Raw genomic sequence first — 6,748 nt, forward strand, 5'->3', positions numbered from 1 at the left:
TCACCGATAGAGTTGGACACCGTGACGACACGAGCAGACGGCCGCGCCGACGACGAACTCCGCCCCATCACCTTCACCCGTGGATTCACCTCCCATCCGGCGGGTTCGGTACTCGTCGAGTTCGGCGGGACCCGCGTCCTGTGCACGGCGAGCGTCACCGAGGGTGTACCGCGCTGGCGCAAGGGTTCCGGGCTCGGCTGGCTGACGGCCGAGTACGCGATGCTGCCGTCGTCGACACATGAGCGGTCCTCCCGCGAGTCGGTGCGCGGCAAGATCGGCGGCCGCACCCACGAGATCAGCCGCCTCGTCGGGCGGTCACTGCGGGCCTGCATCGACCTGGCCGCGCTGGGGGAGAACACCATCGCCGTCGACTGCGACGTCCTGCAGGCCGACGGCGGCACCCGCACCGCCTCCATCACCGGCGCGTACGTGGCCCTCGCCGATGCCGTCACCTGGCTGGGGGCGGCCGGCAAACTCAAGGATCCGCAGCCGCTCTCGTGCGCGATCGCCGCGGTCAGCGTCGGCGTCGTCGACGGCCGGGTGCGCCTGGACCTGCCGTACGAGGAGGATTCGCGCGCCGAGGTCGACATGAACGTGGTGGCCACCGACGCCGGTACCCTCGTCGAGGTGCAGGGTACGGGGGAGGGTGCGACGTTCCCGCGCGCCACCCTGGAGAAGCTGCTCGACATGGCCGAGATCGGCACCGACGCCCTGTTCGAGGCTCAGCGCGAGGCGTTGGCGCTGCCGTATCCGGGTGATCTGCCGGGTGCCAAGTGACGACGATCCTGCTGGCCAGCCGAAATGCCAAGAAGCTCACCGAACTGCGCCGCGTCGTCGCGGCGGCCGGGATCACCGGTCTCGATGTGGTGGGTCTCGATGACGTCCCCGAGTTCGCCGAACTGCCCGAGGACGGCGCGACGTTCGAGGACAATGCGCTGATCAAGGCGCGCACGGGTGCCGCCGCAACCGGACTGCCCACTCTCGCCGACGATTCGGGGATCAGCGTTGACGCCCTCAACGGGATGCCGGGGGTGCTGTCAGCGCGGTGGAGCGGGACCCACGGCGACGATGCCGCCAACAACACGCTGCTGCTGGCCCAGCTGTCGGATGTTCCCGACGATCGTCGCGGTGCGGCGTTCGTCTCGGCATGCGCGCTGGTCCGTCCCGACGGTACCGAAACCGTGGTGCGCGGCGAATGGCGAGGCACTCTCGCACGAGAACCGCACGGCATCAACGGTTTCGGCTACGACCCACTGTTCCTGCCCGCCGACGCCCTCGCCGCCGGCCGATCATCGGCCGAACTGAGCGCCGAAGAAAAAGACTCCCTCAGCCACCGCGGCAAGGCCTTGTCCGCCCTCGTCCCCGAACTCCGCGCCCTCGCCGCCGGCTAGCCCCGAGATCTGGTCAAGGTAACTAATCATCTTGATCCCTGAGGCCGAAGCGACGAAGGAGCGAGGGTCACGAAGGGTCCGGTGACCCGACCGCATGACGCAACCCCGACACCCGCCCTCAGATCCCGAACTGCGCCTTCACTTCCTTCGTCCGCTGATGCTCGACAACGAACGACAGGAACGGAATCGTCCCGGCGAGCGCGGTCCAGATGATCTTCCCCGCCGACCACCGCACCTTGATGGCCAGGTCGACGGCCATGATCAGGTACACGAAGTACACCCACCCGTGCACGATCGGCACGAAGTCGAGGGCGTCGACATCGAAGCCGTACTTGAGGGTGAGCTCGGCGACCAGCAGCAGCAACCAGAGTCCGGTGATCCACGCGAGCACCCGGTAACGCAGGAGTGCGCTCTTGACCGATGCGGTGGATGCGGTGGGTTTGGTGGTGCTGATCTCGGGCACGAACAACTTCCTTACACGTGATGCGGGCAAACGGTTGACGACAGGTTGTGGTCAGCGCGAGGTGGGTTCGGGATCGTCAACGCCACGACGCGGGGCGTCGGCCCGGTTCAGTTCGGCCAGATACCGGTTGTATTCGCGCAGGCCGGCATCGGCACCCGGATCGATCGGTGCGATCAACGATTCCGCGCTCGGTAAACTCTGGCGCTCGGGCAGGATGCCGTCCGGGATCTCGACGGCACCCTTGCTTCGCGGCGAGAGCTTCTCGACCTCGCCGGCATCGTTCTCCAGCACGACGAACCGCCGATAGGCGTACACCACCGCCGCCGCGAACGCAGGCCACTGCAGGGCGTACCCCAGGTTCTGGGCGGTGCCCGACGCCGACTCATATCGCGACCACTGCCACCACGCCAGCGCCAGACACGCCGCCGCGGCGACCACGACCAGCACGATCAGCGCGGGCCGGTGGCGGGTGCGGCCGGAACGGGCAGAATCCATGTCCCCGACGGTACCCGTACGACGCAGGTCACAGCGCACGCGGTACGCTTGGCGGCGCACGCGCGAGTGGCGGAATTGGCAGACGCGCTGGATTTAGGTTCCAGTGTCTAAGGACGTGGGGGTTCAAGTCCCCCCTCGCGCACTATTCGAACGTGCTGGTCAACCCCGTTTTTGGTGGTTGACCAGCATAGATGGCCCGAATCGGTGGGTGTGCGAAGGTGTGCATTGGTGCCGGTATGTGTAACAGAATTGGGCAAGAATTGGGCAAGGACTCCGGCCGACTCTCACGCGGGGCACCGGACCTGAAACAACAGAAGAGCCCCCACCCGCAATGGGTGGGGGCTCTCGTCGATCTGGGGTGTCGGCACCGTATCAGGGCCACTGGGCGGGAGTGTCTAGGCCGGATTGGCATCGAGCCAGGTGTTGGTGCCCTGCACGGTCATGTTGGTCCCGGAGCCGGTGACGGCCAGGTGCAGGAGGTCGCCATCGGTGAGCGAGACGCCGGTGACCGTGATCGTCGTCGTGGTTGAGCCTGGGAGTGCGGCACTGCCGATCTCGGTGCCGTTGCGCTTGATCCGGCCGGTACCCCCACTCGGACCGGTGTTCGCGACACGGGCTGTGACGGTGGCCGTTCCCGACCCTGACACCACCATTTTGTGGTCCGACACGGTCGCCGGGTAGGTGCCGTCGGAGGTCCAGTTGTTCACCGGGTCGACGGTGGCGTAGGCGATGGTCCGATTGCCGGACTTGACGATCCGCTGCCGGTCGAGGGTTTGCGCCTGGACCTGCTCACTGTAGGTGGCGGCCACGCTGGTGATGTCGGTGATCATCCGGATTGCCGACACCTGCTCGCTGTAGGTGACCGCGACCGTCGTCACGTCGGTGACTGCCCGCACGGCGATCACCTCCTCGCTGATGATGGCGGTCACCGAGGTGAGGTCGGTGACCAGGCGGGCCGGGACGACGGTCTGCGACCATGCGATCGTGGCGGTGGTGAGGTCGTCGAGATCGACCGCTGCGATGACCTGCTCGGACCAGGTAACCCCGACGGTCGTGACGTCGGTGAGGGTACGGCCCCCGCCCTGCGCCTCCACCACCTCGCTGTAGGTGACACCGACGGTGGTGACGTCGGTGATTGCCCGGATCGCCGACACCTGCTCGCTGTAGGCGGCAGCGACCGTCGTGACGTCGGTGATGGCGATAGCCGGGACCACGATCTGTGACCACACCACGTCCACGGTCGTCACGTCGGTGACAGCATGCGCCACGATCGCGGTCTCGCCGATGGTGGCGGCCACGGTGGTGATGTCGGTGATGGCTCGGACGGCGGTGATCTGTTCGGACCATGCCGCGCTTACGGTGGTGATATCGGTGAGCGCCTGGACGGTGCCGACCTCCGATGCCCACACCGCGGCCACGGTCGTCACGTCGGTGATCGACCGGACGGCGAGGATGGTCTCGGTCCACGTGACGGTGGCGGTGATGCGGGAGATGATCGACAGCGGCGGCTGCGGGATCGTGCCCGGCGGCAGGGACGACACCGACCCGGCCATCGACGGCAGAGACGACACCGACCCGGCCATCGACGGCAGAGACGACACCGACATCGGTTAGTCGACCTCGATCTGCGGTGTCACAAGCAGCTTGCCCGCGCCCGTGAACTCCTGCGGCGCAGGTGAGCCACCGGCCTTGATCTCGTTCACCTGCACCAGCGAGCCGCCCGTGGACGCGAGGAAGTATCCGATATGCGTGTACACGCCGGCCGGGACGTCGATCTCCACCTGCGATCCGGTGTAGACACCATCCCCGGCCGTACCCGACGACCAGGTGGTCTGTTTGCGGGCAGCGGATGCCTCCGCTGATGCCGACGTCATCGCCGCGACCCAGGTGGCCTTTACGGCGAGGTCCCCGGCCAGGGCCTCCTTGGTTGAACCTTGCGACAGTGGCATGCACTTCTCCTATCTCTTTTGTACTGCTATTGGATTCGGTGGACGTTGCCGACCGCGAGGCAGATGTCGAGGTCGTCACCGGTCTGGGGGACGGTCAGCATCAGCCGGTACCGCAACCCCGCCGGCAGTGCGTCGCACACCGCCGATTCCTGCCGGAATGCGATGGTGCGGGCGGTGATCTCCGATGCCGTCCAGGTGGTGATGACCGCGGCGGTGGTGGCGGGGTTGCGGGCGAACTCGATCCGCGCCACCACCGCCGGGTCGAGGTCGGGGTCAAGGTCGGCAATGGTCCAGGAATGGACGAAGTCCGCACCCCGGGACAGGATGAGTGCCTCGTGTGCGGGCCGGTGACCAGCCATCATTGCTCCTCTACGGTCGGGCGGACCTCGCGGTAGCCGAGCTGGGCGAGCGCTTCATGGATCGGGACCGCAGATGCGCACCGCAGGAGCGCGGTCATGCCGTTGGCGGGGTCCCCGTCAGCATCGACGACGCACCCGTTCTCGTCGGCGAGAAACACCTCGGTGCACAGTTGTTCGGCCTGATGCTGCGAGTGGGGGCCGACCTGGATACCGACCGCTTCGAGCGTTTCGGCCATGCCGGGGAGACCAGCGATGGTGCCGAGCACATCCAACCGCGGGTAGGTGACCAGCAGGTGCCGGCCATCAGCGCACCGGTACAGGTTGGTTACCGGACAGTAACGGGAGTCGTTCTCCCACAACAATATTGCGTCAATCATGACCGTTCTTTCCTCAAGGCGAAGAACACTCCGGGCGCGCCGTATCCGCCGGCACCAGGGGCGGCACCTGCGCCGCCACCTGCGCCGCCACCCCCGCCACCACCACCCCCGGGGTAGCCGCCGTTGCCGCCCGCGCCGCCCTTGTTGCCGGACAACAGATCACTCGCCGACCCACCGCCACCCGCACCGGATCCGCCACTTTTCGTGACCGCCGCCGGATCAGCACTATTACCGTTCCCGCCGCGTGACCGGGGAGCACCACCCAGGCCACCAGCTGCCACCGCAGACGGCTCACCAGCTGCCCCCGGAGCCGGGTTGTAGAAGCCGGACCCCGCGGGGATCGAGGTTCCGCCCGCACCGCCCGCACCGGGAGACGATGATGTCGGCGTGAACCCATACGGACTCGCGATGCCTCCAGCGCCAGGAAATGACGCCGCGAATGAGCCAAATGACGTATCCCCGTTCTCTGCCGCGATGGTCACCGGCACATCCACCGACGATTCGCCGTCCAATATCTCGGACACATCCAGCGTGTACACCTGGTATCCGCCTCCGACACCGCCCGCACCGCCCGCACCATACTGACTCCACACACCCGACGATCCGGTACGTCCACCCCCGACGCAGATCACCACCAATTCCGTCATCTGATCAGTGACCGTGAACACCCCCGACGAGGTGAACGTGGACACGATGTAGCCGTTGAGCACCGCATCCTTGATCGCTCTGATGGTGTAGTTCGCACGCTCGGGAGTCGACTCATCCGGGGCCGAACCAAACCAGCCCGAGAAGATGCCGGTGATCAGGTTTTCCACCAACGACATTGGCGCCAATGCGCCGCCGCCGAGTAAGAATTCCAGCAGCAGATTCCCGAGATTCGATGCTGCGCCGCCGAAGAAGTTCTGCACCAGCGGCTGCACATCAGCCGGTTCCTCGACAGTCGTCGCCGACGAGTCGTCGGCGATGTCGCCGAGCAACTCACCGAACATGGTGGTGATCGCTGTCATCGGGCCGTTGGTCATCGTGCCGCCGGGGGTGGCCAGCAGCTGGTCGCCGATCTTGTCCTTGGTCTGATCGGCCACCACCTCCGGATTCAGATTCTGATGATGAGCGGGCAGCTCACCGATGGTCAGCACCCCTTCGGGAAGGTTCGACGCATCAGGCAGATTCGGGGTCGTCACAACGTCTCTCCCTCTTCCGGGTGATACCTGGTCACCACACGCCTGGCCCCGGCCTCCAGCTGGTACAGGTCGGCCTGCACCTTGAGCAGCTGCGCGCGGTCGGTGCGGACCTCCTCACCGATACGGTTGGTCCGCCGATCCAGGTCGACGATCGCCAGCGCATCCTGATCACGCTGACGGGCCAGGCCCTCCACCGCCGCCACCGCCACCTCGACACGGGCCGCGAGCCGATCAATGTCATCACGCAGATTCGTATTGTGATCATTGGTGACCTGATCGCGGATCTCATTGGCCTGAACCTTGATCCGCCACGTGAACACCGCAGCCAAAATCCCCGGCAACGCGATCAGGAAATACGCGCCGATATCGAACCAGTCATTCGCATCCTGAGTCACCGGGTATGCCGCCCGCCGACAGCCGCCAGAAACGCCTGCGCCGCATCGCCCGCCGCGAGTCCGAGGTAACGCGGATCGTGCTCGGACCAGCCCGCCGCGCGCGCCCTGTCCACCACCGTCCCAGCCACGTCATCTGCG

Annotated in this window: 10 protein-coding genes and 1 tRNA gene; 3 read left to right on the forward strand and 8 right to left on the reverse strand. The window is 66.4% G+C overall.

Annotated elements, in window-relative coordinates; all coding sequences use genetic code 11:
* The first annotated feature begins 21 nt into the window (after nt 1-21).
* Nucleotides 22-777: a ribonuclease PH gene (gene rph / locus KDB67_RS10420; protein ID WP_291015528.1), complete on the forward strand. Its 756-nt coding sequence runs from the start codon at nt 22-24 to the stop codon at nt 775-777.
* Nucleotides 774-1,391 carry a non-canonical purine NTP pyrophosphatase gene (locus KDB67_RS10425; RefSeq protein WP_291015530.1) on the forward strand — a complete coding sequence of 206 codons (618 nt, stop codon included), beginning with the start codon at nt 774-776 and terminating at the stop codon, nt 1,389-1,391. The genes rph and KDB67_RS10425 overlap by 4 nt, the downstream gene beginning before the upstream one ends.
* Before the next feature lie 118 nt (nt 1,392-1,509).
* Here KDB67_RS10425 and KDB67_RS10430 read toward each other — a convergent pair whose 3' ends face one another.
* Both KDB67_RS10430 and KDB67_RS10435 read right to left on the reverse strand, forming a co-directional pair.
* The gene (locus tag KDB67_RS10430) at nt 1,510-1,854 is read right to left on the reverse strand and encodes a DUF3817 domain-containing protein (protein ID WP_291015532.1); all 345 of its coding nucleotides are present in this window, start codon (nt 1,852-1,854) and stop codon (nt 1,510-1,512) included.
* A gap of 51 nt (nt 1,855-1,905) precedes the next feature.
* Nucleotides 1,906-2,349, reverse strand: a complete 444-nt coding sequence (locus KDB67_RS10435; protein ID WP_291015534.1) for a transcriptional regulator — start codon at nt 2,347-2,349, stop codon at nt 1,906-1,908.
* Nucleotides 2,350-2,409: 60 nt separating this feature from the next.
* Between KDB67_RS10435 and KDB67_RS10440 the strand changes: the two genes are divergently transcribed.
* A tRNA-Leu gene (locus KDB67_RS10440) sits at nt 2,410-2,491 on the forward strand.
* A gap of 253 nt (nt 2,492-2,744) precedes the next feature.
* On the opposite strand, the gene KDB67_RS10445 is transcribed toward KDB67_RS10440, so the two are convergent.
* The 6 genes from KDB67_RS10445 to KDB67_RS10470 are packed head-to-tail and all read right to left on the reverse strand — an operon-like array spanning nt 2,745 to nt 6,610.
* Complete coding sequence (locus tag KDB67_RS10445) at nt 2,745-3,956, reverse strand: hypothetical protein (RefSeq protein ID WP_291015536.1); 1,212 nt, start codon at nt 3,954-3,956, stop codon at nt 2,745-2,747.
* Between the two features lie 3 nt (nt 3,957-3,959).
* Entirely contained in the window at nt 3,960-4,298 is a 339-nt protein-coding gene (locus KDB67_RS10450) for a hypothetical protein (RefSeq protein WP_291015538.1), read from the reverse strand.
* A 26-nt stretch (nt 4,299-4,324) separates the two neighbouring features.
* Complete coding sequence (locus KDB67_RS10455) at nt 4,325-4,657, reverse strand: hypothetical protein (RefSeq protein ID WP_291015539.1); 333 nt, start codon at nt 4,655-4,657, stop codon at nt 4,325-4,327.
* A complete protein-coding gene (locus tag KDB67_RS10460; protein ID WP_291015540.1) occupies nt 4,657-5,034 on the reverse strand; it encodes a hypothetical protein in 378 nt (125 codons plus the stop codon). The genes KDB67_RS10455 and KDB67_RS10460 overlap by 1 nt, the downstream gene beginning before the upstream one ends.
* Nucleotides 5,031-6,215, reverse strand: coding sequence for a hypothetical protein (locus tag KDB67_RS10465; protein WP_291015541.1), 1,185 nt, complete (start codon nt 6,213-6,215; stop codon nt 5,031-5,033). The genes KDB67_RS10460 and KDB67_RS10465 overlap by 4 nt, the downstream gene beginning before the upstream one ends.
* The gene (locus KDB67_RS10470; protein ID WP_291015542.1) at nt 6,212-6,610 is read right to left on the reverse strand and encodes a DUF2746 domain-containing protein; all 399 of its coding nucleotides are present in this window, start codon (nt 6,608-6,610) and stop codon (nt 6,212-6,214) included. Before KDB67_RS10470 ends, KDB67_RS10465 begins: the two co-directional genes overlap by 4 nt.
* Between the last annotated feature and the right edge of the window lie 138 nt (nt 6,611-6,748).

Source organism: Gordonia sp. (in: high G+C Gram-positive bacteria), from assembly GCF_020438995.1.
Taxonomy (GTDB): domain Bacteria; phylum Actinomycetota; class Actinomycetes; order Mycobacteriales; family Mycobacteriaceae; genus Gordonia.